The organism is Proteus genomosp. 4 str. ATCC 51469 (assembly GCF_003144375.1).
In the GTDB taxonomy this organism is placed as follows: domain Bacteria; phylum Pseudomonadota; class Gammaproteobacteria; order Enterobacterales; family Enterobacteriaceae; genus Proteus.
Window position 1 is genome coordinate 1 of the sequence record NZ_PENV01000013.1, and the last position, 25,013, is coordinate 25,013.

General features: G+C 39.0%; 21 protein-coding genes and 2 rRNA genes. 19 read left to right on the forward strand and 4 right to left on the reverse strand.

Features of this window, described 5'->3' with window-relative positions:
• Window positions 1-161 (forward strand): 23S ribosomal RNA (locus DK866_RS12510); the annotation flags it as partial.
• A gap of 117 nt (window positions 162-278) precedes the next feature.
• A 5S ribosomal RNA gene (gene rrf / locus DK866_RS12515) occupies window positions 279-394 on the forward strand.
• A gap of 130 nt (window positions 395-524) precedes the next feature.
• Here rrf and DK866_RS12520 read toward each other — a convergent pair.
• Window positions 525-1,184 carry a GntR family transcriptional regulator gene (locus DK866_RS12520; protein ID WP_109409179.1) on the reverse strand — a complete coding sequence of 220 codons (660 nt, stop codon included), beginning with the start codon at window positions 1,182-1,184 and terminating at the stop codon, window positions 525-527.
• A 467-nt stretch (window positions 1,185-1,651) separates the two neighbouring features.
• Here DK866_RS12520 and DK866_RS12525 point away from each other — a divergent pair, with 467 nt between their 5' ends.
• The 11 genes from DK866_RS12525 (at window position 1,652) to DK866_RS12575 (ending at window position 12,542) form a co-directional block, all read left to right on the forward strand.
• Window positions 1,652-2,902, forward strand: coding sequence for an NRAMP family divalent metal transporter (locus DK866_RS12525; protein WP_109409180.1), 1,251 nt, complete (start codon window positions 1,652-1,654; stop codon window positions 2,900-2,902).
• Between the two features lie 13 nt (window positions 2,903-2,915).
• Entirely contained in the window at window positions 2,916-3,701 is a 786-nt protein-coding gene (locus DK866_RS12530; RefSeq protein ID WP_109409181.1) for a LamB/YcsF family protein, read from the forward strand.
• Between the two features lie 2 nt (window positions 3,702-3,703).
• Window positions 3,704-4,510, forward strand: coding sequence for a putative hydro-lyase (locus tag DK866_RS12535; protein WP_109409182.1), 807 nt, complete (start codon window positions 3,704-3,706; stop codon window positions 4,508-4,510).
• A gap of 14 nt (window positions 4,511-4,524) precedes the next feature.
• Window positions 4,525-6,102 carry a 5-oxoprolinase/urea amidolyase family protein gene (locus DK866_RS12540; protein ID WP_109409183.1) on the forward strand — a complete coding sequence of 526 codons (1,578 nt, stop codon included), beginning with the start codon at window positions 4,525-4,527 and terminating at the stop codon, window positions 6,100-6,102.
• Window positions 6,103-6,118: 16 nt separating this feature from the next.
• The gene (locus DK866_RS12545; protein ID WP_109409184.1) at window positions 6,119-7,864 is read left to right on the forward strand and encodes an acetyl/propionyl/methylcrotonyl-CoA carboxylase subunit alpha; all 1,746 of its coding nucleotides are present in this window, start codon (window positions 6,119-6,121) and stop codon (window positions 7,862-7,864) included.
• Window positions 7,865-8,067: 203 nt separating this feature from the next.
• Window positions 8,068-8,865: a sulfite exporter TauE/SafE family protein gene (locus DK866_RS12550; RefSeq protein WP_109409185.1), complete on the forward strand. Its 798-nt coding sequence runs from the start codon at window positions 8,068-8,070 to the stop codon at window positions 8,863-8,865.
• Between the two features lie 104 nt (window positions 8,866-8,969).
• On the forward strand, window positions 8,970-9,245 hold the full coding sequence (hxsD, locus tag DK866_RS12555; RefSeq protein WP_208624184.1) for a His-Xaa-Ser system protein HxsD: 276 nt from the start codon (window positions 8,970-8,972) through the stop codon (window positions 9,243-9,245).
• The gene (gene hxsB, locus DK866_RS12560) at window positions 9,242-10,630 is read left to right on the forward strand and encodes a His-Xaa-Ser system radical SAM maturase HxsB (RefSeq protein ID WP_109409187.1); all 1,389 of its coding nucleotides are present in this window, start codon (window positions 9,242-9,244) and stop codon (window positions 10,628-10,630) included. The genes hxsD and hxsB overlap by 4 nt, the downstream gene beginning before the upstream one ends.
• Window positions 10,623-11,732, forward strand: a complete 1,110-nt coding sequence (gene hxsC, locus DK866_RS12565; protein ID WP_109409188.1) for a His-Xaa-Ser system radical SAM maturase HxsC — start codon at window positions 10,623-10,625, stop codon at window positions 11,730-11,732. Before hxsB ends, hxsC begins: the two co-directional genes overlap by 8 nt.
• Window positions 11,729-12,292: a His-Xaa-Ser repeat protein HxsA gene (hxsA, locus tag DK866_RS12570; protein WP_109409189.1), complete on the forward strand. Its 564-nt coding sequence runs from the start codon at window positions 11,729-11,731 to the stop codon at window positions 12,290-12,292. Before hxsC ends, hxsA begins: the two co-directional genes overlap by 4 nt.
• Before the next feature lie 19 nt (window positions 12,293-12,311).
• Complete coding sequence (locus tag DK866_RS12575) at window positions 12,312-12,542, forward strand: hypothetical protein (RefSeq protein ID WP_072063842.1); 231 nt, start codon at window positions 12,312-12,314, stop codon at window positions 12,540-12,542.
• Window positions 12,543-12,580: 38 nt separating this feature from the next.
• Here DK866_RS12575 and DK866_RS12580 read toward each other — a convergent pair whose 3' ends face one another.
• On the reverse strand, window positions 12,581-13,021 hold the full coding sequence (locus DK866_RS12580; RefSeq protein WP_109409190.1) for a PACE efflux transporter: 441 nt from the start codon (window positions 13,019-13,021) through the stop codon (window positions 12,581-12,583).
• A gap of 111 nt (window positions 13,022-13,132) precedes the next feature.
• On the opposite strand from DK866_RS12580, the gene DK866_RS12585 reads away from it, so the two are divergent.
• Window positions 13,133-14,035 (forward strand): LysR family transcriptional regulator, encoded by a 903-nt coding sequence (locus tag DK866_RS12585; protein WP_109409191.1) that lies wholly within the window; start codon window positions 13,133-13,135, stop codon window positions 14,033-14,035.
• Here DK866_RS12585 and narL read toward each other — a convergent pair.
• Both narL and narX read right to left on the reverse strand, forming a co-directional pair.
• Complete coding sequence (narL, locus tag DK866_RS12590; RefSeq protein WP_082239485.1) at window positions 14,032-14,685, reverse strand: two-component system response regulator NarL; 654 nt, start codon at window positions 14,683-14,685, stop codon at window positions 14,032-14,034. The genes DK866_RS12585 and narL overlap by 4 nt on opposite strands.
• Window positions 14,686-14,710: 25 nt before the next feature.
• The gene (gene narX / locus DK866_RS12595; RefSeq protein ID WP_109409192.1) at window positions 14,711-16,516 is read right to left on the reverse strand and encodes a nitrate/nitrite two-component system sensor histidine kinase NarX; all 1,806 of its coding nucleotides are present in this window, start codon (window positions 16,514-16,516) and stop codon (window positions 14,711-14,713) included.
• Between the two features lie 296 nt (window positions 16,517-16,812).
• Here narX and DK866_RS12600 point away from each other — a divergent pair, with 296 nt between their 5' ends.
• The 5 genes from DK866_RS12600 to narI are packed head-to-tail and all read left to right on the forward strand — an operon-like array spanning window position 16,813 to window position 24,973.
• Window positions 16,813-18,207, forward strand: a complete 1,395-nt coding sequence (locus tag DK866_RS12600; RefSeq protein ID WP_109409193.1) for a NarK family nitrate/nitrite MFS transporter — start codon at window positions 16,813-16,815, stop codon at window positions 18,205-18,207.
• A 52-nt stretch (window positions 18,208-18,259) separates the two neighbouring features.
• Window positions 18,260-22,021: a nitrate reductase subunit alpha gene (locus tag DK866_RS12605; RefSeq protein ID WP_109409194.1), complete on the forward strand. Its 3,762-nt coding sequence runs from the start codon at window positions 18,260-18,262 to the stop codon at window positions 22,019-22,021.
• A complete protein-coding gene (gene narH, locus DK866_RS12610; protein ID WP_075672934.1) occupies window positions 22,021-23,574 on the forward strand; it encodes a nitrate reductase subunit beta in 1,554 nt (517 codons plus the stop codon). The genes DK866_RS12605 and narH overlap by 1 nt, the downstream gene beginning before the upstream one ends.
• Entirely contained in the window at window positions 23,574-24,299 is a 726-nt protein-coding gene (gene narJ / locus DK866_RS12615) for a nitrate reductase molybdenum cofactor assembly chaperone (RefSeq protein WP_167395486.1), read from the forward strand. The genes narH and narJ overlap by 1 nt, the downstream gene beginning before the upstream one ends.
• Window positions 24,296-24,973 carry a respiratory nitrate reductase subunit gamma gene (narI, locus tag DK866_RS12620; protein ID WP_109409196.1) on the forward strand — a complete coding sequence of 226 codons (678 nt, stop codon included), beginning with the start codon at window positions 24,296-24,298 and terminating at the stop codon, window positions 24,971-24,973. The genes narJ and narI overlap by 4 nt, the downstream gene beginning before the upstream one ends.
• Window positions 24,974-25,013 lie beyond the last annotated feature (40 nt).

The window sequence follows — 25,013 nt, forward strand, 5'->3', positions numbered from 1 at the left end:
GCTGAAAGCATCTAAGCGGGAAACTTGCCTCGAGATGAGTCTTCCCTGTCACCTTGAGTGACCTAAAGGAACGTTTAAGACTAAGACGTTGATAGGCTGGGTGTGTAAGCGTAGCGATATGTTGAGCTAACCAGTACTAATGAACCGTGAGGCTTAACCTGACAACACCGAAGGTGTTTTGTCTGAGAGACAAAGAGTAGATGAAGTAAGCTTGTTTAAGATTGAATATTGCTGGTTATGACGAGAAATCGGAGTAACGGGTGATAAAACAGAATTTGCTTGGCGGCCATAGCGCAACGGTCCCACCTGATCCCATGCCGAACTCAGAAGTGAAACGTTGTAGCGCCGATGGTAGTGTGGGGTCTCCCCATGTGAGAGTAGGGAACTGCCAGGCATTAAATAAGACGAAAAAGCCAACCCAATGGGTTGGCTTTTTTGCGTTTAGAGTTTTTAAATCGAATAATAATGAAAAATCACGCTATTTAGATGCCCCAACATAGGGCATTTTATTATTAATTGAATAATTAACAAAAATTATGACGAGAAAAAGCAGCAAGCACAGTCCTTTCTGAAATATCCAAATAGTCTTCCATTGCCATCGCCGCTTCTTGCGCTTTGCCATCCATTAACAGCATTAAAATCTGTTCATTTTTCTCAATATAAGGTGCATGTAGCAATTGAGGATCATTTAATAAGCCGAATGCTAAGCGCAATTCAGCTAAAATAAGCTGGTATTGCTTAAATAATCTGGGACTATCAGAAAGCTCAGCGATAGCGGTATGAAAATGCATGTTACAGGTTCCGACACCACTCCAATCTTGTTGTTCTTGAAACTTTTTTGCTTGATCGACACTATCTTGCATTCTAATAATGGCAGGGTGCATAGGATAAGAATGTCGCAGAGCATCACACTCAATTAATCGTCTTACACGATAAATATCCATGATACTTGCCATATCTGGCACTGAAACAAAAACACCACGATTAGGTTTATAAGTTAACAGCCCTTCTTGAGTTAATACACGAAAAACCTCTCTCAAGGTATTACGAGATATCTCTAGCGTTTCACTTAATGCGGTTTCTGAAAGTCTTTCACCAGGAGGTAATTCTCCGATAGTGATTTTTTGCCGAATAATATTGGCAACTTTTTGAGAAAGAATTTGTGGCGATGTTTTTTTCTGCATTATCTTCTGCTATTAGCTTAATAGAAACATCTATTCTATCAGTGAGCTTTACAATATATAACCTCTATTGTCGCTGTATGTTGCACTTATCACTCTCTACAATATTGCTTTCAGTTTGTTTTTATTAAAAAAATTGATTTTTTCTTTATTAATTTTTAATACTCAAATTTATTTTTCTTCATTTATATGCACTATTTTTGTGCATCTTATCTTTTTATGCTTCATTCCCGTGCATTTCTGATACGAATAAACCACCTCCAATTGTCAATAAAATGTTAAAAATGCGATCTTCTTTGCACTTTTATCATCCTATATTTAAATCTATTTGCTTATTTATTCATCTATTATTATTAATTGTTCAACAATCTAATATCAACTGATTAACAATCAGATATTCATGCTCAACAATGGCATGCAAATTGCCTTAGTAATAATAATTAAAATAATGATGATAAAGGGGGTAGCTTATGGCTACACAAGATTCTGCAAATACAGCTCCAACTTCGTTTATAAAAAGTAGACGTTCTTCTCTGATTGCCGCTATTTTTTTAATGGCAACCTCGGCAATTGGTCCTGGTTTTATTACACAAACTGCAACCTTTACGGCGACAATGGGTGCCGCATTTGCGTTTGGGATCTTAGCGTCGATTGTGATTGATTTTATTGTGCAACAAAGTATTTGGCGAGTGATCACGGTAACCAATATGCGCGCTTCAGATATTGCCAACAAAGCTATCCCAGGAAGTGGCTATTTGCTGGCGATATTAGTTATCTTCGGTGGTTTAGTTTTTAACGTTGGTAATATTGCAGGTGCAGGATTAGGGCTTAATGCTATGGTTGGGTTAGATCCTAAATGGGGTGGGATCTTAAGTGCATTACTTGCGATCTATATTTTCTCTTCACGCAAAGCCAGTAACTTTATTGATCGTATGATTATTATTCTTGGTATGGTCATGATCTTACTAACTGTTTTTGTCATGTTTGCTTCTAATCCACCGATTGGTGAAGCATTAAAACAAACGGTTTTACCTGACTCTATTAATTTTGCCACAATTACCACAATTGTGGGTGGAACAGTAGGGGGTTATATCTGTTATGCGGGGGCTCATCGCCTTCTTGATAAGGGAACGACGGGTATTGAGAATATTGAAGCCGTATCGAGCGCTGCAACAAAAGGTATCTTAGTTGTTGGATTGATGCGCTACATTTTATTCCTTGCCATTTTAGGTGTTGTGGCTAGTGGTGTAACATTAGATATTTCTAGCCATGCTGCAAACCCTGCTTCACAAGCATTTCAACATGCTGCGGGTTTAACTGGGTTACGTATCTTTGGCCTTATCTTATGGGCAGCTGCTCTTACTAGTGTTATTGGTGCTGCTTATACCTCTATGTCATTTATCACTGTGTTTAAAAAAGGGATCACTGAACGCCAGCGTAATATCGCAACCATTATCTTTATTGCTGTTTCATTAGCTATTTATATGATGATGGGAACAGCGCCCGCTGCTTTATTAGTCTTTGCCGGTGGTTTTAATGGTCTGATTTTACCTATTGGTATGACACTGTTTATTTTTGTTGCATGGCGTCGTCAAGACTTAATGAATGGCTATAAATACCCAGCATGGCTGTTATGGTCAGGCATTTTAGTCTGTGTACTGACTTGGTATATGGGCATCATGTCAGTAGGTGCGATTTTCAACTACCTCAATATTGCTTAAAGGAATAATAACAATGATAAATGCCATCGATTTAAACAGTGATTTAGGTGAAAGCTTCGGTCAATGGACAATGGGCAATGATGATGCGGTACTTGAAATAGTCAGTAGTGCCAATATTGCCTGTGGTTTTCATGCTGGCTCTCCTGATGGAATTTTAAGAACATTAAAAGCGGCAAAACTGCATAATGTCTCGATTGGAGCTCATGTTGCCTATCCTGATTTAGTGGGTTTTGGTCGTCGTAATATGGACATTGCCAGTGATGAATTAACCGCTGATGTGATTTATCAAATTGGTGCTTTGCAAGGGCTAGCTACAGCAGTAGGTTTGAGTGTGACTTATGTTAAGCCTCATGGTGCACTCTATAACACAATTGCACATGATAAACGCCAAGCGCTTGCGGTTATTGAGGCGATACTTGCTGTAGATCCTCAATTGGTATTAGTTGCTTTAGCCGGATCACCCTTGATTACTTTTGCTAAAGAAAAAGGGCTTCGTGTAATAGCCGAAGCCTTTGCAGACAGAGCTTATCACGCTGATGGCACTCTGGTTTCTCGTAAAAAAGAGGGCGCAGTTTTACATGATCCAGAACGTGTTGCACAACGTATGTTACAACTTGTACAAGAAGGTGGTATTGAGTCTATAGAAGGTATTTTTACTGCTATAGATGCAGATTCTATTTGTGTCCATGGTGATAGTCCTGATGCAGTCAATTTAGCCAAAAGTGTAAAAAAAACTTTAATAAATCATGGCGTTGTAATTAAACCATTTGCGCCTGCTTTACTGAAAAGTGAGGGGTAAATATGACAAATTTAATGAAAGCAGCTGCTGATGCAATCACCAAAGCACAAGAGGCTCGATTAGCAATTCGTCATGGTTTAGCTATACCAACAGCAGGTATGGCAAAAGGAATGACACAAGCAAATATGATTAGTTTGCCTCGTGATTGGGCATTCGACTTCTTACTTTATGCACAACGTAATCCTAAAAGTTGTCCTATTTTAGATGTTTGCGAATCAGGTAGTTATCGTACTGTTTTAGCGAAAGACGCCGATCTGCGTACCGACATTCCTCTTTATCGTGTTTGGGAAAATGGCAAATTAACGGATGAAATTACAGATGCTAGAGCCATATGGGCACAACACCCTGATCTCGTGACATTTCTTATTGGCTGTAGTTTCACTTTTGAAACGCCGATGTTAGAAGCGGGTATTGAAATCCGACATATCACGGATAACTGCAATGTTCCGATGTATAAAACCAATCGTTTATGTCGCCCAGCAGGACGATTAGAAGGCGAGTTAGTTGTTTCAATGCGTCCTATTTCGTCAGATAGAATTGCTGATGCTGTAATGATCAGTGGTCGCTTTCCTTCGGTACATGGTGCTCCCGTGCATATTGGTTCACCTGAAGCTCTGGGTATTAAAGATATTATGTCGCCAGATTTTGGTTCACCAGTGAGAATTGAAGACGGCGAGATCCCCGTGTTTTGGGCGTGTGGTGTGACCCCACAAGCGGCGGTGATGCGCTCAGGTGTTCCTTTTGCACTTAGCCATGCTCCAGGGCATATGTTTATTACCGATGTGCCCGATGCAGCTTATCACGTATAAGGGAGGAAGATACTTTGCGCTTTTTACCCGTTAATTTATCCCATTTACTTGTTGAGCTTTCCTCTTTAAAAGAGACTCTCGCGCTGTATGAATCCGTTAAACAAGCGGATATTGCTGCTATTGAAGATATTGTACCTGCAGCGAAAACGCTCTTAATTCACTATACGCCATGGCTAATCACGGCTGAAGAACTTGTTGTTCAGCTCCGACAATTAGAAATCAAAGCACTATCGGCACGTCAAACACAGTCATTAACGATCCCTGTTCATTACCAAGGGGAAGATCTTAGTGAAGTGGCTGAATTATTAGGCATAACCATAAATGATGTGATCCGCAGACATACTGAACAAACCTATCAAGTTGCATTTACCGGTTTCGCTCCAGGGTTTGCTTATCTGATCGCTGATGAAACCCAGCTCTATGTACCTCGTCGTAAAACTCCTCGTACACGGATCCCTGCTGGCTCTGTCGGATTAGCCGGTGAATTTAGTGGTGTATATCCACAACAAAGTCCCGGCGGTTGGCAGCTAATCGGAACTACGGAAATAAAAATGTGGGATCTATCCCGCAAACAACCTGCCTTTTTATTGCCGGGAAATGAAGTGCATTTTATTGATGCACAAAAAGCACCAATAACAGTTTCATTACCTGAAAAAAAATCGGCAGTAGCTTCTCCTATCTCATTAAATGATAAAGGCTTATATGTCATTTCGGCAGGATTACAGACATTATTTCAAGATGAAGGACGAATTGGTGCTGCATCAATGGGGGTTTCCGCTTCTGGTGCACTAGATAAACCCGCTTTACATGCGGCTAATCGTTTGGTGGGGAATCCGACAACCTTCGTAGCACTTGAGATAACTCAAGGTGGATTAGCACTTAAAGCGCGACAAGATTGTGTTATTGCCTTAACTGGGGCGGATTGTTCTATTTTATTAAAACATGAGTCAGGAGTGAATGAATATCTATCAAGCTATCAACCAATAGATGTTCGTTGTGGTGATGAAATTATTTTAGGGATACCAACAACAGGGGTACGTAGCTATCTTGCTGTGAGAGGTGGGTTTGAATTACCTAAAGTTTTAGGTAGTCATGCTTTTGATACTTTAGCCCAAATTGGGCCTAGTGCATTGCAAGAAGGAGATGTACTTCACCTTAATAACGAAAGCATATCAAACCGTGTTATTGTTGAGGAACAACCAATATTAACACTGCCAAAACAAGGAGATATCGTCACTCTTGATATTGTTTTAGGTCCTCGTACTGACTGGTTTACTGTGGATGCAATAAAGACGCTAACCTCTCAATTGTGGCAAGTCACACCACAATCTAATCGTATTGGTTTACGTTTACTAGGCGAAACGCCCCTTGCGCGAGAGCAACAACAAGAATTATCAAGTGAAGGCACCTGTATTGGTGCAATACAAGTACCAATTAATGGGCAGCCTGTTTTGTTTCTTAACGATCACCCATTAACAGGAGGTTATCCTGTTATTGGTGCTGTCGCTGAATATCACTTACCACTCGCAGGGCAGATCCCTGTTAACGCTAAAATTCGTTTTAATCCAATTACCGAATTCCAAGAATATTGATAGGAGAATGCCACTCATGACAACAATTAACCAAAAACAACGAGTGAAGCATCGAGTACTTATTGCAAACCGAGGCGAAATTGCGGTTCGTATCATTCGTGCTTGTCAGGATTATGGTGCCACTTCAATTGCTATTTATGCGAATGATGATATTGATGCACTGCATGTTCGTCTTGCTGATGAAGCTTATGGACTCAATGGTAATTTACCGAAAGAAAGCTATTTAGATATTAACAAAATTATTGATATCGCTAGTAAAGCTAAAGCAACGATGATCCATCCAGGCTATGGTTTTCTTTCAGAGCGTGCAGATTTTGCAAAAGCGGTACAAGAAGCTGGATTTATTTGGGTCGGGCCAAATTCTGAAACGATTGAGGTACTTGGCGATAAAGTGAAAGCGCGTAAAATTGCACAGTCAGTTGGTGCTCCTTTAGTTAATGGTACTGCTGATCCTGTTAATAATGCTAAAGAAGTATTAGATTTTGCCAAGCAATATGGTTTGCCTGTTGCGATTAAAGCTGCTTTTGGTGGTGGTGGGCGAGGCTTAAAAATTGCTCATAAAATGGAAGAAATTGAAGAGCTTTATCATTCCGCAGTACGAGAAGCTGTCACCGCATTTGGACGTGGCGAATGTTATGTTGAGCAATTTCTAGATAAACCTCGTCATATCGAAGCACAAATTATCGCAGACAAACTGGGCAATGTTGTTGTTGTCGGAACACGAGATTGTTCGCTACAGCGACGTAATCAAAAGCTTATTGAAGAAGCACCAGCACCTTATTTGACAGACGAACAACGTGAACGCATTCACCAGTCAGCTAAAGATATTTGTGCTAAAGCGGGCTATATAGGGGCTGGTACAGTTGAGTTTTTATTAAGTGCAAATGGCACTATCTCATTTCTGGAAGTAAATACTCGTCTACAAGTAGAGCATCCAGTGACAGAAGAAACCGCAGGTATTGATTTAGTTATCGAGCAGTTACGTATTGCTGAAGGTTTGCCACTCAGTATTGATAAAACACCTGTCCCGCGTGGCCACTCTTTTGAATTTAGGATCAATGCGGAAGATCCCACCAAAGGTTTTTTACCGACACCAGGTTTAATTACGCATTTTTCTCAGCCTTCAGGCCCCGGTGTGCGAGTTGATAGTGGTGTTGCTGAGAATAATCAGGTTTCACGCCAATTCGATTCAATGATGGCCAAACTGATAGTGACGGGTGCAACTCGCGAACAAGCTATTGCTCGTGCTCGTCGAGCATTATCTGAATTTAAAATAGAAGGCGTGGCAAGTGTATTACCTTTCCATTGTGAAATGATGGAACACACCGATTTTACTGAAGATTTTAAGGTACATACTCGTTGGATTGAAACTGACTTTCAGGCAAAAAATATTCATTTCCCTCGTAGTACACCAGCAAAAAATGAAGAACTCGTTCGTACCTTTATTGAAATTGATGGTCGTCGTCATGAACTCGCTTTGCCAGCTCAATTATTGTCACTCTCCGCGGTAATACCAACAGCTGTTAGTGCTAATCATGAGAAAGAAGAGAATGAAAAAGCGGTGATAGCGCCAATCTCTGGCGTATTACATAGCTGGATCTTATCTGATGGTGATAAAGTCAAAGAAGGTGATGTTATTGCTATTATGGAAGCGATGAAAATGGAAGTTCAGGTGATCGCATCTTGTGATGGGGTATTGCAGCAAAAAGCTAAAACAGGCGATTATTTTTCAGCAGAAACCGTTTTGGCTGAAATAAATTAAGAGTGTTAAATAACTAATATACTGATTAATAAGAATAATAACTGCCTTTAATATTAGCCCTTTAATATGAGTAAATTCCGTATTAAAGGGCTTTTTTATAATAACTTTATTTATATATCTATTTGTTATATCTAATTCCTTTTGGTTATAAGTTATTTTGCCTATAATCTAGGCTCGCTAAATTATCAGCAAAAGGAAATAGGATGTTACTCGTCTCACAACTGCTTATCGGCGCTGCAATAGGGTTAGTTATTACAACGACCGGAGTTGGCGGAGGCGTTATTTTATTGCCTGTTCTTATTTATCTTTTTGGAATGAATGCATTAGCGGCTGTGGCAACGGCTAATTTGTTATCTATGCTAATGAAACTCTCGTCTTCTTATATCCATTTTCGTTTAGGTAATATTCCATTAAAACCCGCATTATTAATTTTGACGATCATGTTTCCTGCAACTTTTTTAGCGAGTTATGGGGTGACGTGGTTGGGATCGCAGCCTCAATATTACGATCGTGTTGAATCTGGTATTAATATTTTAATGATCGTTGCCATCATATTTTCATTGATCTTGTTTTTACAACGAATGATAAGAAGATCAACAGGTTCAGATCCTTTAATTTCTTTGCCACCATCTTCATCTGTTACTTTTTCTTCCTTATTTGTACCAGGAATGAGTGCAGGGTTTGTGCTTGGAGCGACGGGAGTTGGAGGTGGATTAGTGGTATTGCCTGTATTAATGCGTTTTGCACAAATGGGGATTAAGGAGGCGATTGGTACCTCTATTTTTATTACCACCATTCTTTCGGGTGGCTCAGCTATCGCTTATAGTGCTGGTGGTTATACCGATGTTCACACGGCACTTATTCTCTGTTTAGGATCATTACTTTCTATTCCGCTAGCACGCTATCTTTTAGTGTATTTATCAGAGCGTTTTTTCCAATACTTAACACTATCTTTTATTCTGATCAGCATCATTATGATGAGTTGGAAGTTAATCTATTGAATATAAAAAGTTTTATATTCAATTTAATCGTTGCGGATTTATTGAATGACATTCGCAATATAAAAATATAAGATATTTTTATGTTTTTCTATGAAAGATATAAAATGACTGAAATAAAACTGGATAAAACTAATTATTCTCAATGGGTTATACGAAATTCTTTATATTGGATGTCTAGCTATACTCGCTGGACATTAGAAGAAATAGATGATCAATGGAAAATTACGTTCGAAGATAATAATGAGCCAAATTTATTTGAATTTAATAAATTAATTAATGATTATATTTTAAGAGAAAAAATAGAATTAAAAACAGGAAAAGTAAAAGAATCAATTATTAATAGAGTATTGATGAGTATAAATGAAAGGTTGAACGAATGAACTTATTACCATTTAATCTCGAACATATAGATAATAATAGATTATTTATCAGTAACCTGGCTGGTTTTAATCATGTATTAAGTTACGTTGAGTTATCCAATATTATTGACTTTGGAAAAAGCGATGATGAGAAAATAAATAAAATACTTAGAAATAAATTATTTATTACTGATGAAGATACAAAGCTTCCAAAAATGATGCTCGCATCTGGGCTGGGGAAGAAACTTATGTCAGAAATGAAATTTTCTCCAATTTTTATGATTGTACCAACATTGCGTTGTGATCATACTTGTAAATATTGCCAAGTAAGCCGAGCCTCCATATCAGCTAATAATTTTGATTTAAATGAGAATGAAATACCTAAAATAATTTCAATCATAAAAAATCTTTCAAAAAAGAATTATAAAATTGAAATACAAGGCGGTGAGCCATTAATTAGGTTTGATCTCGTTAAAAAAATATATGATGAAGCTGTTATTCAACTCGGTCAAGAAAATATTGAGTTTGTTATTACTTCAAGTCTTTCGTTACTTACAGATGAAATGATTGAATGGTCAGAGGAAAAACCTGTTATCTACTCAGTATCTTTAGATGGGGATGAATATGTACATAATAAAAATAGGATATTACCTACAAAGAACTCCTTCCAGATAATTACAGAAAATATAAAAAAACTACAATGTAGATTAGGTAAAGATAGGGTTTCAACGGTCACTACAGTAACAAAGGAGTTACTTCATAACCCTCAATCATTAATTGATGCTCATTTTGAATTAGACATATTTGATCTTTTTATTAGGCCAATAAGTCCTTATGGATTTGCAGAAAAAAAAGAAAGCTACACAATATCTGAATATATTAGTTTTTATGAAAAGTTATTAGATATTATTTTTGAGGAAAACAAGAAAGGATTTCCTTTTGTTGAACATTCTGGTGCTATACATATAAAAAGGTTATATAACCCAGGTTTTTGTGGGTATGCTGATTTAAAATCTCCAAGCGGTATCATATTTAATAGCTTATTATTTAATTATGATGGGAAAGTATATGGAAGTGATGAATCAAGAATGCTTCAGCAGGTGTACTCTGATATTGATTTTTCTTTAGGTGATTTTGATTCATTATCATTTAATAAAAACCCTATCTATAATAATTTACTTTCTAATTCATTTAACATGCTACATGTTGGTTGTGAAACTTGTGCTTTTCAGCCATATTGTGGTGTTGACCCTTGTCAAAATATTAGTTTATTTGGTGAGCCGATTGGAAATAAAAGCCTTTCACGATTTTGCCTTTATCACAAAGGAATGTTTAAATTATTAGTAAAAAAAATTGATAAAGGTAATGACGGATCTACATTATTAAAAAGTTGGGCTTATGCTTGAGGTTATCAGAAAAGATTTATTCGATATTAAGAATAAATTAGGTAATGGTTACTACCAAATATTTAAAGATAAATTGGTAGATCCTAAATTCTATTTAGACAATGTTATTGTTCAACAAGAAGAAACGTCTTTACCGCTGACATCTTATAACGGTGCAAAATATGTAATAGCAAATAGTGAGCTTTATAATAGCGTTGAGAGTGGTGATATTATTTCTTCTTATAATAGTAAAGTGAGAGTGATTTTATCTCGTAGGGCAAATCACAACACATTACTCGTTACCGAACGATGCAATAATCTATGCCAGTTTTGTTCTCAGCCCCCCAAAAAAGATGATGATTCTTGGTTATTAGAAGACGCTATTCTTGCAATATCTGCATTTAATTTTGATGGCATCATCGGGATTAGTGGTGGAGAGCCTTTAATTTATGATGAAAAGTTTATTGATTTTATCCAAAGAGTAAAAAAGAATGCGCCTAAAACAGCACTACATGTATTAACTAATGGACGAAAATTTAGTGATATCGCTTTTACTAAAAAATTAACAGAAGAAATTAAGGGGATGGCTATATCATTTGGTATTCCTCTTTATTCTACCTATGAGGAAATTCATGACAAATTAGTTGTATGTAAAGGGGCATATAAAGAAACGATTTCAGGATTAATTAATGCAGGTAATCTCGGTATCAATATTGAATTAAGGATAATCCCAACAAAAATAAATTACCTTTATTTTCATGGTATTGTTGAACTATGTGCAAGAGTATTTTCAAATATTAATCAAATTTCAATTATGAATTTAGAGCCAACCGGTTGGGCTAAAAGAAATTGGAAAGAGCTTTATATTCCTCCCGATGAGTACTCAGAACAGCTAAATTTAGCGATTAATATGACTGATATTAGTCAAATTCCTTTGGCATTATTTAACTATCCGTTGTGTCATCTACCTGAAAATTTATGGGAGTACAGCGTTCAATCTATTTCTGATTGGAAGAACTATTATCCAAGTGAGTGTAGCCTATGCAAAATGAAAGAGCATTGTGGTGGATATTTTAGTTCTTCATACGGTAAATATCATCAAGCTACGAGGGCAATTTTATGAAAAAGTGGAGTTTAGCTGCTTTACTTCCTGGTTTTTTATCCTTAAATAGTCAGGCAATAGCCAGTTCTACTGGGCTACCTAATTCTGAGTTAACATTTGAACCCGAAGATCTTGTTTTTGCACCTTTAAATGTAGAAACGCCTTTTTATATTGCAGGGCATAGAAGTCATAGTTCTCACCGAAGCCATCGTAGCCATAGTTCACACCGTTCTTCTTCTGGTGGTGGTTATTACAGAAGTGCACCTTCAACACCGAGTTATTCTCAGCCACAAACAACCAATAGAACAAACTCACAGAATTCATCAAATTCTTCATCTAGTAATGATTTTTCACAATCAGTTAGGAACTCAAATTTTACTCAAGAACAAAGAAAGCGCCTTGTTATGAGGGTACAATTTGCACTATTTGAAAAACATTATTTCAATGGAGTAATTGATGGTGTTATGGGACCAGCAACCCGTCAATCGATACAAAATTACAGAAGAGATATGAAGCTATCTTCTAATGCATTAATTGATGCTGATTTATTAAATGCATTAGGAATTTATGCAACTAACTAAGAATGCAGATGGTTAAAGTATGAACATTAAAATAGGTGATGAATTTTTAGTTTATATGGCGCTAGGTGAAGAAAGCTATATGAAAGAATATTATCGTGTTGTTGAATTAGATACTCAACTTTCTCAAGTAACAGGTAAGTTACTCAAAAGAACAACGGCTGATGATAAAAATATTGGTTTAGGTCGTTGTGAATTAGAGGGGGGTATTGAGCAATTTGCATTAGAAGATATCTATCCTGTTAAAGAGTGATCTTAATTGCAGATCACTCTTCTTAATTCGTTTGTCGTTTAGGCTACTGGCGCATTTTCAGGTAGTGCAGATGTCGGTAAACCGAATACTTTGTCAAATACCCAGTTATAAACGAAAGTATAACAAGGGATAATGATGATCAGCGCAAAATCCATAACTAATGCCTGCCATAACGAAACATTAAGCCACCATGCAATTAATGGGATTAAATAGAGTACCAGTGTTAGCTGAAATCCAATTGCATGTACAATACGACGTCTAAAAGTTCGAATTCTTGAAATCTGCCGACTTTCCCAAAATTCAAACATACAGTTATAAATAAAATTCCAACTCACCGCGATTGTTGTTATAACAAGTGCTAATGGGCCCGTTACTGCTGTTGAGCTATCAGCCAAAAGAGCAAGTCCAACGGATGAAATAACCCACCCAAAAATCTCATAAGCTGTCACGTAGACAATTTTTCGTTTGATTCCTTGCATTGTACTCTCTTTTTTCTGTGGATTAGTGTTGTTAAGCATCGTAAGATAAATCAGCAAGAATGACAGAAAAAGTCAGCTAGTATCAATTTAACTGAAACATCAGGAGTGAACATGCAGTTTTCAAGTGAACATATTGCGATATTTTTAGCCGTGATGGATAAGGGATCTTTTTCTGCGGCGGCACGTTCATTAAAACGCGTTCCTTCTGCGGTTAGTATGGCGATTGCCAATATGGAAGCTGAATTAGGTTATGCACTTTTTGAGCGCTCATCACGAGAGCCTCAGCCAACCGAAAAAGCCAAAGCACTTGAACCTCATGCCAGAATGATCGCAGAGCAATTAAAATTATTACAAGTGCATGCACAAGAGCTTTCAATGGATCTCGAAAGTGTCTTAAATATTGGTGTTGCAGCTGATATTAATCCTGATTATTTATTACCTGCGTTATCTGAATTAACGCAACGTTATCCATTACTTAATGTGAATGTGATAACCGCGGCACAAGATGACATTATTGAGATGTTGCATTCGCATAAAATTCAATTGAGCCTAGTTTATGGGGGGTTGTATGTGAATGGTGATGAGCAATTTCAATATCTCGGCTCTGAATCATTAGTGGCAACGATCTCTGCAAGTCATATTGCATTAGCACACCCTTCTGGCGTATTTATTGAGGATTTAGTGAATGTTCGCCAAATTATGATCGCAAGTCATACCAAAGAGTTGAGGGATGAGCGCTCATTAGTGGCTACAAATTATTGGCAAACGGATAGTTTTCAAATGGCATTAGGTATGGTTGAAGCGGGAATGGGATGGGGTAATTTGCCATATTCGTTGATTTATACTCAATTGCAAAAAGGTAAATTAAAACAACTTCAGTTTAAAAATACGAAAAATGAGTTGCGATTGCCTATTCATGCCATGTGGTTAAAAGGGGAGTCGTTACAAAAAGGGGCAAAAGAGTTAGTTGAGCTGATGAGTACCCACCAGCCCATCGTACCTAATTTTGATTAATCGACACGTTGTTGATGAACCCAAACGGCAACTTCTACGCGAGATTTTAGCTTCATCTTTTTCAGTAAATGTTTAACGTGTACTTTGACAGTACTTTCTGTGATATCAAGTTTACGTGCGATCATTTTATTGGATAGCCCTTGCGCTATTAGTTTTAAAATATCACGTTCACGCGGGGTGAGCTGTTCAATATCACGCTCACCTTCAGAACGATCTTCACGTAATGATTCCGCTAAAATCGGTGTTAATGCAGGACTGACAACCATTTTTCCGGCCGCCGCTTGTTTAAGTGCTGCAAGCAATTCTTCAGGCTCCATATCTTTTAAAAGATAGCCATCAGCACCGCGTTTTAACGCCGTCACTAAATCATCGCTGTAGTTTGATACACTAAACACAACGATCCTTCCTGATAATGACTTTAATCTCAACTGATCAAGTGTTTCAAAACCATTCATTCCAGGCATATTCAGATCCAGCAAAATTAAATCTGGATCTAATTCTTCTGCGAGTTTCACGCCTTGAATACCATCACCCGCCTCCCCAACGACAGTTAATGTTGTATCAAGACTTAAGAGTTGCTTTACGCCATTGCGTAGCATTGGGTGATCATCAATGAGTAAAATTGTCGCTTTTTCTGTGGGTGATCCCATGTTATTCATTACGACTTGCTCCATGTTATACAGGGTCTTTATGAGTAGTGATTAATGGAAATTTAACAAGCACTTGAGTACCGCCCTGTTCACGTACTTTTATAGTATAAGAGCCATTTAAGCTATTTGCGCGTTCACGCATAATAATAAGGCCATAGTGATTTAATTTTTCAGGGTTAGGACTAATTCCTTCACCATTATCGTTAATTTTTAATTCAATAATGCCATTATTAAGAGATAAAGAGACTTCAGCCCAGTTGGCATTAGCATGCTGTAATATATTATTCAATGCTTCACGTACAATTTGAACCACATGAATACTCTGATGTGAATTCACGCATTTTGCAGGCAATTGATAGTCAAAATTAATAGCAAACCCAAGTCGCTGATTAAATTCATTCAATGTACTTTCTAATGCTGCTAATAATCCCGGCTCAGTAAGTTTTAAACGAAATGTAGTTAACAATTCTCTTAGCTGGCGATAAGCCACGTTAAGCTCTTCTCGCATCTCTTTGAGTAATTTTTGGCAATTATCCGGTAAGGTTTCTGACTGCATTTGCAAATAACTGACTTGCATTTTTAAACATGAAAGTGATTGTGCGATAGAGTCATGCAATTCACGGGCAATAGCAGAGCGTTCATCCATGAGTAAAAGCTGCTGTTGTTGCTCATTTTGTTGTTCCATTGCCAGCATGGCGGAGATTTGTTTTGTCAGTAATAACATTAAATTATTCTGCTCGTCAGTCAGGACTGTGTGTTCGGGTAGTTGCATAACAAATAACCCATAACGATGGATCTGATCAGCTAATTCCCAATGCAATAGTTCACTGCGTAATGGAATAGTGGCTGAAACCGTTTCATCACAGCGCTCACATTGTTGATCTGGGCAATGCTCAGGACGTGAGTGCGGTTCTAAACTGATTTCATTAAATAATGTGTGATGATTATCTTCATATAAACGTATCTGCAAATAGGTATCAGGAATAATTTGTTGAAGTTCAAATAGTATCTGTCTTAATCGAGCGCAAAGAGGGGCAGGGGAGTGTAATTGCTGGCTTGAATGATAAAGGTAAGAGAGTACTTTGTTTTTCTGTTGTAAGTCGTGCGTTTTTTCGACCACCCTTTTTTCTAATTCGCTATATAGCGTTGAAAGCTCTTCTGACATGGTATTAAGTGCAATACCTAATGTTGCAATTTCATCATGATGAGCACGTTGGTGGAAGCGGGCTGAAAAATTACCATGGCCAATTGAATTCGCCATTTGCATTAATTGTTGCCAAGGATGCAATAAACGGCGGCGGAAATGCCAGACGGAGCCAAATAACAGTAAGAGTGTCAGTGCGGTAAATATAAGCTGAGTGTAAGCAACCAGCCTTATTTTTTGTTCTGTTAACTGATCTATGCTTAATACTAGTTTGTCTAATTGAGAAACAAACAAGGCGACTTCTTGTTTTGCATCATCTCGTTGTTGTGCATAGAGCAAGGTTGGTTTTAAGGTTTCTTTCCAATATGTATTTAACTGGGCATATTGTGATTGTAATGATGCATTACTCAGGACTTGGAGTAACTCATTGCTGTCTAAATCGGTTTCTAATTCATGAAGGTAATAACGATGCTGTTCATCTAGAGGTAAAGCAGATAGCAAGCGATAGCTTTGCATCCGTAGCGATCCAGATTTATTAATCGCATGAGCATTACCTTGTACACTCAAAATAATATGGTTAGAAATCGCCATTCCTACCACACCCAATAGAGTGAAAAGTAACATTAATATCGCTATTTGATTAATAATTGAAAAACGGTAGTGCCATTGGATTTTATGCGTGCTCATCATTTTTTTCCAAGTTGATTCCGTCGCTATCTTGCCTTAAAAAGGTATCAAATGTCATATACTACTAAAGTATTACCTCTAAATAGCTGGTAAGGGTAATTTCACCTCTAAATTATTGTGTTTTCTATTTAACCTTATAATTTGTAATGATAAATCAGGAATAACCCTATTAATACTTAGGTGTAAATAGCCACTTTAGCTTAAAAATCAAACAAATGTTTGCTTGATACAGATCATGACTTATTAACAATTCTAATCGTAAAAAGGTGCCAATCTAACCGTTAATCGAGGTTGTTATGGCACTCACTCAACACCCAGAAAAAATGAGAAAAGGGGTGATCGAAGATTGGCATCCTGAAGATAAAGCTTTTTGGGAAAAGACTGGTCAAAAGATCGCTTCACGCAATTTATGGATTTCTGTTCCTTGTTTACTTTTATCGTTCTGTGTATGGATGCTTTTTAGTGCTGTTGCAGTAAATTTGAACAAAGTAGGTTTTAACTTTACCACAGATCAGTTGTTTATGCTGACTGCACTGCCTTCAGTCTCAGGTGCTATATTACGCGTTCCTTATTCTTTTGTTATTCCTATTTTTGGCGGTCGTCGCTGGACAGCAATCAGTACTGTATTTTTGATTATTCCTTGTCTCTGGCTGGGTTTTGCGGTGCAAGATACAACAACGTCTTACGCAACCTTTATTGCTATTTCACTGTTATGTGGTTTTGCTGGAGCAAACTTTGCATCCAGTATGGCAAACATCAGCTTTTTCTTTCCTAAAGCACGTCAAGGTGGGGCATTAGGATTAAATGGTGGATTAGGCAATCTGGGTGTCAGTGTTATGCAGTTAGTCGCACCATTAGTGATTGGTGTTGGCGTTTTTGCAATGTTTAGTGGTCCGGGTGTTGTTCAGCCAGATGGTTCACGTCTATGGTTAGAAAATGCTGCATGGATTTGGGTTCCTTTCTTACTTATTCTGACATTTGCGGCATGGTTTGGTATGAACGACCTGGCGGCTAATAAAGCCTCTTTAAGCCAGCAATTACCTGTTTTAAAACGTGGTCACCTCTGGTTGTTAAGTATTTTATACCTGTGTTCTTTTGGTTCATTTATTGGTTTTTCAGCGGGTTTTGCGATGTTATCTAAAACCCAATTCCCAGATATCGTTATTTTACATTATGCCTTCTTTGGACCTTTATTAGGAGCCTTAGCTCGTCCTGTAGGTGGCGCTTTGTCTGATAAATTCGGGGGTATTAGAGTCACGCTGATTAACTTTATCATCATGGCAATTTTCTCTGCTCTACTCTTCTTAACACTACCTGAAAACGGTGCTGGTGGCTCATTTATCGCATTCTATGGCGTCTTTATGGTGCTGTTTTTAACTGCAGGTTTAGGTAGCGGTTCTACATTCCAAATGATTGCAGTGGTGTTTAGAAAAATCACTGTTGATCGCATGAAAGCACAAGGCGCTTGCGATGAAGCTGCTCAAAAAGAAGCGGTGACAGAAAGTGCTGCGGCGCTTGGTTTTATCTCTGCAATTGGTGCAATTGGTGGCTTCTTTATTCCTAAAGCCTTTGGCACATCGCTTGCAATGACTGGCTCACCTGCCGGAGCCATGAAAATCTTTGTTCTATTTTATATCGCCTGCGTCTTGATCACTTGGTTGGTCTATGGACGTAAACACAATAAACAATAATGACGAATTATACGCAATGTGAGAGCGCTCGCGCGCATTGGGAGAGTATCTGATGAGTAAGTTTCTCGATAGATTCCGCTATTTTAAACAGCTTGGCGATACCTTTTCAAAGGATCATGGCCAAGAATTAAATGTTAATCGTGATTGGGAAGATGGTTATCGTAGTCGTTGGCAACATGACAAAATTGTCCGTTCTACTCATGGTGTTAACTGTACAGGCTCATGTAGCTGGAAAATTTATGTCAAAAATGGGTTAGTAACTTGGGAAACCCAACAAACGGATTACCCTCGTACACGTCCAGATTTACCCGATCATGAACCCCGTGGTTGCCCTCGTGGTGCAAGCTATTCATGGTATTTATACAGCGCAAATCGCGTTAAATATCCCATGGTACGTAAACGCTTAATTAAATTATGGCGTGAAGCGAAAGCACAACACAGTGATCCTGTCGATGCTTGGGCTTCAATTATTAGCTCACCAGAAAAAACTAAAAGCTATAAACAAGCGCGTGGACGTGGTGGTTTTGTTCGTTCTTCATGGTCTGAAGTAAATGAAATTATTGCTGCTTCTAACGTATTTACCGCTAAAGAATATGGTCCTGATCGTATTATCGGCTTTTCGCCAATTCCAGCAATGTCGATGGTGTCATACGCTGCGGGTGCGCGTTATTTATCACTTATTGGCGGGGCATGTTTAAGTTTTTACGATTGGTATTGCGACTTACCACCAGCATCACCAATGACATGGGGTGAGCAAACAGACGTTCCTGAATCGGCAGACTGGTATAACTCATCTTACCTGATTGCCTGGGGCTCTAACGTACCGCAAACACGTACTCCAGATGCCCACTTCTTTACCGAAGTTCGCTACAAAGGAACAAAAACCGTTGCGGTTACACCTGATTATGCTGAAATCGCTAAACTGTGTGACCAATGGTTAAATCCAAAACAAGGTACTGATAGCGCAATGGCAATGGCGATGGGACACGTTATTCTTAACGAATTCCACGTTAAACGCCAAACGGAATACTTTAGTAACTACGTGCGCACTTACACTGACATGCCAATGTTAGTGATGTTAGATAAACATGATTCTGGCAATTTAGTTGCGGGTCGCATGTTACGAGCTTCTGATTTAGTGAACAATCTCGATCAGGAGAAAAATCCAGAGTGGAAAACCATTGCTATTGATGAAAAAACACAGCAACTGGTTGCTCCTCAAGGTTCTATGGGCTTTCGTTGGGAAGGCGCTGCTAAATGGAATCTTGAGCCCAAAGACGGTAAGAGTGGTGAAGAAGTCACTTTACAATTAGGGCTTTTAGAGAATCACGATGATGTTGTTGACGTTGCATTTCCTTACTTTGGTGGCATCAAGAGTGAATACTTTGAAGGTGTTGCCCTTGATGATGTTCTCGTTCATAAACTGCCAGCTAAGCGTATTACACTTGCAAATGGCGAAGAAAAATACGTTACAACCGTCTATGACTTGCTATTAGCAAACTACGGTGTTGATCGCGGTTTAAATGATGAAAACTGTGCATCAGATTACGATGAAATCAAAGCATATTCACCAGCATGGGCTGAAAAAGTGACAGGTGTAGGCCGTCAAGATATCACCCGTATTGCGCGTGAATTTGCAGATAATGCAGAAAAAACACATGGTCGTTCTATGGTGATTGTGGGAGCCGGTATTAACCACTGGTATCACATGGATATGACCTATCGTGGCATTATTAATATGCTGATTTTCTGTGGTTGCGTCGGTCAAAGTGGTGGTGGCTGGGCACATTATGTTGGACAAGAAAAATTACGACCGCAAACAGGTTGGTTGCCTTTAGCTTTTGGTCTTGATTGGCAACGTCCGCCTCGCCATATGAACAGTACGTCATTTTTCTATAATCACTCCAGTCAGTGGCGTTATGAAACCGTATCACCAACAGAGTTGTTATCGCCACTAGCGGATAAATCACGCTTTAGTGGTAGCTTGGTTGATATGAATGTGCGTTCAGAACGTATGGGATGGTTACCATCGGCGCCTCAATTAAATTTAAACCCTCTGTCTATTGCGAAAAAAGCTCAAGAGGCAGGTGTTAGTGCCGCTGATTACACCGTTAATGCATTGAAATCAGGTGAAATTCGTTTTGCTTCAGAGCAACCTGATAATCCACAAAACTTCCCACGTAATTTATTTATCTGGCGCTCTAACTTATTAGGTTCGGCGGGTAAAGGACATGAGTATTTACTGAAATACTTGCTGGGAACCGAAAACGGATTACAAGGTAAAGATTTAGGCGAGCAAGGCCAAGTTAAGCCACAAGAAGTGGAATGGCAAGATAACGGTGGTGAAGGTAAAGTTGATTTAGTGGTGACTTTAGACTTCCGTATGTCAAGTACCTGTCTCTTCTCCGATATCGTTTTACCAACCGCTACATGGTATGAGAAAGATGATATGAATACTTCGGATATGCATCCATTTATTCATCCATTAACTGCCGCGGTTGATCCTGCTTGGGAATCTAAAACAGACTGGGAAATCTATAAAGGCATTGCTAAAACTTTCTCTAAATTGTGTGTTGGTCATTTAGGGGTTGAAACGGATTTAGTGACATTGCCTATTCAGCATGACTCTGCCGCTGAAATGGCACAGCCTTTTGATGTGAAAGATTGGAAAAAAGGTGAATGTGACCTTATTCCGGGTAAAACAGCACCACACCTTATTCCTGTTGAGCGTGATTATCCAAATACCTATGCTCGCTTTACCTCACTTGGCCCTCTGATGGACAAATTAGGTAATGGCGGTAAAGGGATCAGTTGGAATACGCAAACAGAAGTCGATTTCCTGAAAAAACTCAATCGTGTCCGTCATGATGGTGTGGCAAAAGGGCGTCCAGCAATTGAAACCGCGATTGATGCAGCCGAAGTTATTCTTTCTTTAGCACCTGAAACTAACGGTCAAGTGGCTGTAAAAGCGTGGGATGCATTAAGTAAAGTGACAGGACGCGATCACACTCATTTAGCCAAAGTGAAAGAAGACGAGAAAATTCGTTTCCGCGATATTGTTGCTCAGCCTCGTAAGATTATCTCAAGCCCAACATGGTCTGGTCTTGAAGATGAGCATGTCTCTTATAACGCCTGTTATACCAATGTTCACGAGATGATCCCTTGGCGTACGTTAAGTGGTCGCCAGCAGTTGTATCAAGATCACGAGTGGATGCGTGCTTACGGTGAAAGCTTAGTGGTTTACCGTCCACCTATTGATACTAAAGCGATTGATGCGGTTAAAGGTAAAAAACCAAATGGTTTCCCTGAAAAAGCGCTGAATTTCCTAACTCCTCACCAAAAATGGGGTATTCACTCAACCTATAGCGATAACTTACTCATGTTAACGCTAGGTCGTGGTGGCCCTGTAGTGTGGCTGAGTGAAGATGATGCCAAAGAGATGGGAATTAGCGATAACGATTGGGTTGAAGCGTACAACAGTAATGGTGCGTTAACGGCAAGAGCCATTGTCAGTCAGCGTATTCCTGATGGCATGATTTATATGTATCACGCACAAGAGCGCCAAATAAACCTGCCAGGATCAGAAATGACAGGAATGCGGGGCGGTATTCATAACTCAGTGACGCGTGTTTGCCCTAAACCAACCCATATGATTGGTGGTTACGCTCAATTGGCTTATAGCTTTAACTATTACGGCACTGTGGGCTCTAACCGTGATGAGTTTGTTGTGGTGCGTAAAATGAAACAGATTGATTGGCTTGATGGTGAAGGTGATGCTTATCAACAGACCCTGAATGGACAGGAGAAGGCATAATGAAAATTCGTTCACAAGTCGGTATGGTACTCAACCTCGACAAATGTATCGGTTGCCATACCTGTTCAGTAACCTGTAAAAATGTTTGGACTAGCCGTGAAGGTGTTGAATACGCATGGTTCAATAACGTTGAAACCAAACCAGGTACAGGGTATCCACAAAATTGGGAAGACCAAGAGAAGTGGAAAGGTGGTTGGATAAAAAATATCAAAGGTAAATTAGTGCCAAGAATGGGTAATCGTGTTGGTCTATTATCTAAAATTTTTGCCAACCCAGATGTTCCAGCATTGGACGATTACTATGAGCCGTTTGATTATGACTATGAGCATTTAAAAAATGCACCAGAAGGCTCATTACCGACAGCACGTCCTCGTTCACTGATCACCGGTCAACGCATGACTAAAATCGAAAAAGGCCCAAACTGGGAAGACGATTTAGGTGGCGAATTTAGCAAACGTGCTGCGGATAAAAACTTCGCCAATATGCAAAAAGAGATGTATGGGCAGTTTGAAAATACATTCATGATGTATTTACCTCGTTTATGTGAACACTGCTTAAATCCTGCTTGTGTGGCGACATGTCCAAGTGGTGCTATTTATAAACGTGCTGAAGACGGTATTGTGCTTATCGACCAAGATAAATGCCGTGGATGGCGTATGTGTTTAACTGGGTGTCCATATAAAAAAATCTATTTCAACTGGAAAAGCGGTAAGTCAGAAAAATGTATTTTCTGTTATCCACGTATTGAAGCCGGTCAGCCAACACTGTGTTCAGAAACCTGTGTAGGACGTATCCGTTATCTGGGGGTAATGCTGTATGACGCAGATAAAATCTCACAAGCTGCCAGTGCGGATAATGAAAAAGATTTATACCAAAGCCAGTTAGATATCTTCTTAGATCCCTTCGATCCTGAAGTGATTGCAGCAGCTGAAGAGCAAGGTATTCCGTTAAGTGTGATTGATGCAGCACAACGTTCACCTGTCTACAAAATGGCAGTGGATTGGAAGCTGGCATTACCACTACACCCTGAATATCGTACCTTACCAATGGTTTGGTATGTACCACCTTTGTCACCTATTCAGTCAGCTGCGGATGCGGGTGTGTTACCTCATACTGGTGTATTGCCTGATGTAGAAAGCTTACGTATTCCAGTTCAGTATTTAGCAAATTTACTGACAGCGGGTGATACAGCCCCTGTGTTATTAGCACTAAAACGAATGCTTGCGATGCGTCATTACAAACGTGCTGAAACCGTAGAAGGAAAAACAGATTTAAGTGCGTTAGAGCAAGTCGGCTTGACTGAAGCACAGGCGCAAGAGATGTACCGCTATCTTGCTATTGCAAATTATGAAGATCGCTTTGTTATTCCATCAAGCCATCGAGAACTTGCAAGAGAAGCTTTCCCAGAACGTAATGGTTGTGGTTTTAGCTTTGGTGATGGTTGCCATGGTAGTGATAGCAAATTTAATTTGTTTAATAGTCATCGCATTGATGCGATTGATATCACTTCAAGAACACCTCAGGATGAACGTCGTTCAGAGGAGAAAATATGATGATCTCTCTGAAAGTTATTTCTCATCTTTTAGATTATCCCACTCAAGAATTATGGGATAACCGTGGCGAGCTTATTGATGCATTACAGGAGGCCGATGAGCTTCCTGTGACTCAAGTTGCAAAATTGATGGCATTTATTCACGCATTAACGCAACAAGAGTTATTAGATGCACAATCTAACTACAGTGAACTTTTTGATAGAGGTCGAGCACGCTCACTGTTGTTATTTGAACATGTTCATGGTGAATCTCGCGATCGCGGTCAGGCAATGGTTGATCTGTTAAATCAATATCAACAAGCGGGGATCACATTAAGTAGCCGTGAACTCCCAGACTATTTGCCTACTTACCTTGAGTATTTAACACTTTTACCGACCACAGAGTGTATAGAAGGGCTAAACAATATTGCGCCTATTTTGGCCCTGTTAGGTGAGCGTTTAAAACAGCGAGGCAGTGATTATCACGCTCTCTTTGATGTATTGCTTTGTCTTTCACAAAGCGGATTAGAAGCATCACAACTCACTGCTCAAGTAGAAAAAGAGCCTTTAGATGATACCCCTGCGGCGTTAGATGCGGTATGGGAAGAAGAACAAGTGACGTTCCTTGGAGAAGGTACGCAATGTGGCAGTAGCAATATTAGCCAACATCAGCGTCGTTTTGCACAAGAGACGGTAGTTCAATATCTCAATGTGGGGAATTCGTTGGATACGGGAGCACAAAAATGAATTACATCAATATGTTATTTTTTGATATCTATCCCTATATTGCTGGTGCCGTTTTTATTATCGGTAGCTGGTTACGCTATGATTATGGTCAATACACTTGGCGTGCAGGTTCTAGCCAGATGCTAGACAAGAAAAATATGCGATTGGCATCTAACTTATTCCACGTTGGGATCATCGGTATTTTTGCTGGTCATTTTCTGGGAATGTTAACTCCACATTGGATGTATGAATCTTTTTTACCGATTGAATATAAACAAATTATGGCGATGGTAGGCGGTGGTACTTGTGGTGTGTTAATGCTGGTGGGGGGCGTGATGTTATTAAAACGCCGTTTAACCAATCCACGAGTGAGAGCCACATCTTCATTTGGTGACATTATGATTTTAACGCTACTGGTTATTCAAGTGGCATTAGGTCTACTAACAATTCCGTTCTCAGCACAACATATGGATGGTAGTGAAATGATGAAGCTGGTGGCATGGGCACAATCTATTGTGACATTCCATGGTGGTGCTTCAGCAAATCTTGAAGGTGTTGCATGGGTATTTAAATTGCACATTTTCTTAGGAATGACGATTTTCTTATTATTCCCATTCTGTCGATTAGTTCATATTTGGAGCGTACCTGTTGAGTACTTAACTCGTCGCTATCAAATTGTGCGTAATCGTCATTAATGAATGATCCATCTCCTGATAGTAAGTTAGAGACCTTTTA

Excerpts from the sequence above, each read along its gene's own strand:
- DK866_RS12520 (WP_109409179.1), bottom strand. The coding sequence starts at position 1,184 with ATGCAGAAAAAAACATCGCCACAAATTCTTTCTCAAAAAGTTGCCAAT.
- DK866_RS12525 (WP_109409180.1), top strand. The coding sequence starts at position 1,652 with ATGGCTACACAAGATTCTGCAAATACAGCTCCAACTTCGTTTATAAAA.
- DK866_RS12530 (WP_109409181.1), top strand. The coding sequence starts at position 2,916 with ATGATAAATGCCATCGATTTAAACAGTGATTTAGGTGAAAGCTTCGGT.
- DK866_RS12535 (WP_109409182.1), top strand. The coding sequence starts at position 3,704 with ATGACAAATTTAATGAAAGCAGCTGCTGATGCAATCACCAAAGCACAA.
- DK866_RS12545 (WP_109409184.1), top strand. The coding sequence starts at position 6,119 with ATGACAACAATTAACCAAAAACAACGAGTGAAGCATCGAGTACTTATT.
- DK866_RS12550 (WP_109409185.1), top strand. The coding sequence starts at position 8,068 with ATGTTACTCGTCTCACAACTGCTTATCGGCGCTGCAATAGGGTTAGTT.
- hxsD (WP_208624184.1), top strand. The coding sequence starts at position 8,970 with ATGACTGAAATAAAACTGGATAAAACTAATTATTCTCAATGGGTTATA.
- hxsB (WP_109409187.1), top strand. The coding sequence starts at position 9,242 with ATGAACTTATTACCATTTAATCTCGAACATATAGATAATAATAGATTA.
- hxsC (WP_109409188.1), top strand. The coding sequence starts at position 10,623 with ATGCTTGAGGTTATCAGAAAAGATTTATTCGATATTAAGAATAAATTA.
- hxsA (WP_109409189.1), top strand. The coding sequence starts at position 11,729 with ATGAAAAAGTGGAGTTTAGCTGCTTTACTTCCTGGTTTTTTATCCTTA.
- DK866_RS12575 (WP_072063842.1), top strand. The coding sequence starts at position 12,312 with ATGAACATTAAAATAGGTGATGAATTTTTAGTTTATATGGCGCTAGGT.
- DK866_RS12580 (WP_109409190.1), bottom strand. The coding sequence starts at position 13,021 with ATGCAAGGAATCAAACGAAAAATTGTCTACGTGACAGCTTATGAGATT.
- DK866_RS12585 (WP_109409191.1), top strand. The coding sequence starts at position 13,133 with ATGCAGTTTTCAAGTGAACATATTGCGATATTTTTAGCCGTGATGGAT.
- narL (WP_082239485.1), bottom strand. The coding sequence starts at position 14,685 with ATGGGATCACCCACAGAAAAAGCGACAATTTTACTCATTGATGATCAC.
- narX (WP_109409192.1), bottom strand. The coding sequence starts at position 16,516 with ATGAGCACGCATAAAATCCAATGGCACTACCGTTTTTCAATTATTAAT.
- DK866_RS12600 (WP_109409193.1), top strand. The coding sequence starts at position 16,813 with ATGGCACTCACTCAACACCCAGAAAAAATGAGAAAAGGGGTGATCGAA.
- DK866_RS12605 (WP_109409194.1), top strand. The coding sequence starts at position 18,260 with ATGAGTAAGTTTCTCGATAGATTCCGCTATTTTAAACAGCTTGGCGAT.
- narH (WP_075672934.1), top strand. The coding sequence starts at position 22,021 with ATGAAAATTCGTTCACAAGTCGGTATGGTACTCAACCTCGACAAATGT.
- narJ (WP_167395486.1), top strand. The coding sequence starts at position 23,574 with ATGATCTCTCTGAAAGTTATTTCTCATCTTTTAGATTATCCCACTCAA.
- narI (WP_109409196.1), top strand. The coding sequence starts at position 24,296 with ATGAATTACATCAATATGTTATTTTTTGATATCTATCCCTATATTGCT.